At 42.8% G+C, this 1,705-nt stretch carries 2 protein-coding genes; both read left to right on the top strand.

All coding sequences use genetic code 11. From position 1 onward, the window contains the following. The first annotated feature begins 67 nt into the window (after positions 1–67). Complete coding sequence (locus FFM80_RS14410) at positions 68–793, top strand: helix-turn-helix domain-containing protein (RefSeq protein WP_137641427.1); 726 nt, start codon at positions 68–70, stop codon at positions 791–793. Continuing rightward, positions 724–1,662, top strand: a complete 939-nt coding sequence (locus FFM80_RS14405) for an IS3 family transposase (protein WP_137641426.1) — start codon at positions 724–726, stop codon at positions 1,660–1,662. Before FFM80_RS14410 ends, FFM80_RS14405 begins: the two co-directional genes overlap by 70 nt. Positions 1,663–1,705: the final 43 nt, after the last annotated feature.

Genomic DNA, 1,705 nt, shown 5'->3' with positions numbered 1-1,705 from the left:
GGCTATACTCCTCTATGGGTAGACAAGCAAATAATTAAAGCTTGTTTACTTAGAGAGGAGTTTTTGTATGGGGAGAAAAGGATCCCGGTACAGCATTGAAGAGAAACTTGGCTATATTCACCTAGTGGAACAAGGACTGACAGCATTTCAAATTGAAAGACAGTACGGGGTGAAATGTGAGCAAGTCAAGCAATGGATAGAACGGTATCAAGCAGAAGGTACAGATGGTCTGAAACGGCGAAAATTACGGCAATACTCTGTGGAATTCAAGTTGAAAGTGGTCAAGTTGTATCTAGCCGGGAATACTTCGTATCCCCAACTAGCGAAACAATTTAATGTCCCCAATGTCAGTGTTATCTATCAGTGGGTGAACCTGTATACTAGTGGTAAATCATTGAACACCACTAGGAGGGCTAGGAACATGAAAACTGGTAGAAAGACAACGCAGAAGGAACGAATTGAGATTGCACAATGGGTTATCGCCAATGACTTAGATTACAGTGGCGCCATGAATCAATTCCAAGTATCTTACGGACAAGTCTATGCTTGGGTAAAAAAGTTTAAGCAAGGCGGTCCAGAGGCATTGCAGGATCGTCGTGGTAAAGATAAGTCCGATAAACCTCAATTGACCGAGACAGAAAAACAAGAGCTCAAAGTTAAGGCACTGGAAGCGCGAATTGCCCACTTATCAAAGGAGAATAAGCTTCTAAAAAAACTGAAGGAATTGGAAAGGATGGATGCCGCTCAGAACAAAAATATCGTGCCATTCAAGCACTCGCTAAAGAAGCACTAGCACAGCACGAGCCCACTGAAATTGGGCTTATGTGTAAGTATCTGGGTGTGTCACGAGCTGCCTATTATAAGTGGCTTAACCGACGGCCAAGCCAACGAGAGATTGAAGATCAAGCGATTGTCGATTACATCAGAAAACTAGAAGAGGCACACCATTATATCTTCGGGGTGAAACGTTTGGTTGCCTACGTAAACAAAGAAACTGACTTTCATGTTAGTCATGGTAAGATTCGACGGTTGATGAAGAAACATCATATCGTAGCCTCAATTCTGGTCGCTAAGCATGACCGTAAGGCCGAACATAAGGAGTTTATTCTTGGAAATAAACTTTTGATGGCAAATACCAAACATGACTTCCACCCTGACCAGCCCAATCAGGTCTGGGTAACTGATTGTAGTGAATTGCGATATGGCATTAAGAATATTGGCAAGATACGCGTTAGTGCCATCAAAGACCTTTACGATCACAGTGTCATCAGTTGGAGAATTGAGCAAACTGAAACAGCAACATTGGTGACCGATACGTTTCATGCGGCCTTAAAGGCCAATAACGGCGTAAAACCGGCAATTATTCATAGTGATCAAGGATCCAGTTATACATCTGGTCAATACAACACAGCCTTAGCCGGTTCCGGTGTGACACATAGTATGTCTCGTCCAGGAACTCCCGGTGACAATAGTCCGATGGAAAGCTTGTGGAGCCATATGAAGACCGAATATTTTGACTTTGAACGACCATTATCATTGAAAGAGATTACTGATTTAGTAGCGGACTTCATGGATTGGTATAATAATTCTCGCCGCCAAACAACACTAAAAGGCATGACCCCGGTGGAATACCGAAATCATGCCGTCAAGAAAATTGCATAACAATTTTAATTATTTGATTGTCTACTTGACACGGAGCCGCGCC

Source organism: Lactiplantibacillus dongliensis (assembly GCF_005405105.1).
GTDB classification, from domain to species: Bacteria; Bacillota; Bacilli; order Lactobacillales; family Lactobacillaceae; genus Lactiplantibacillus; species Lactiplantibacillus dongliensis.
Note: the sequence above shows the minus strand (reverse complement) of the source record. Positions and strands in the feature narration are given on the sequence as shown.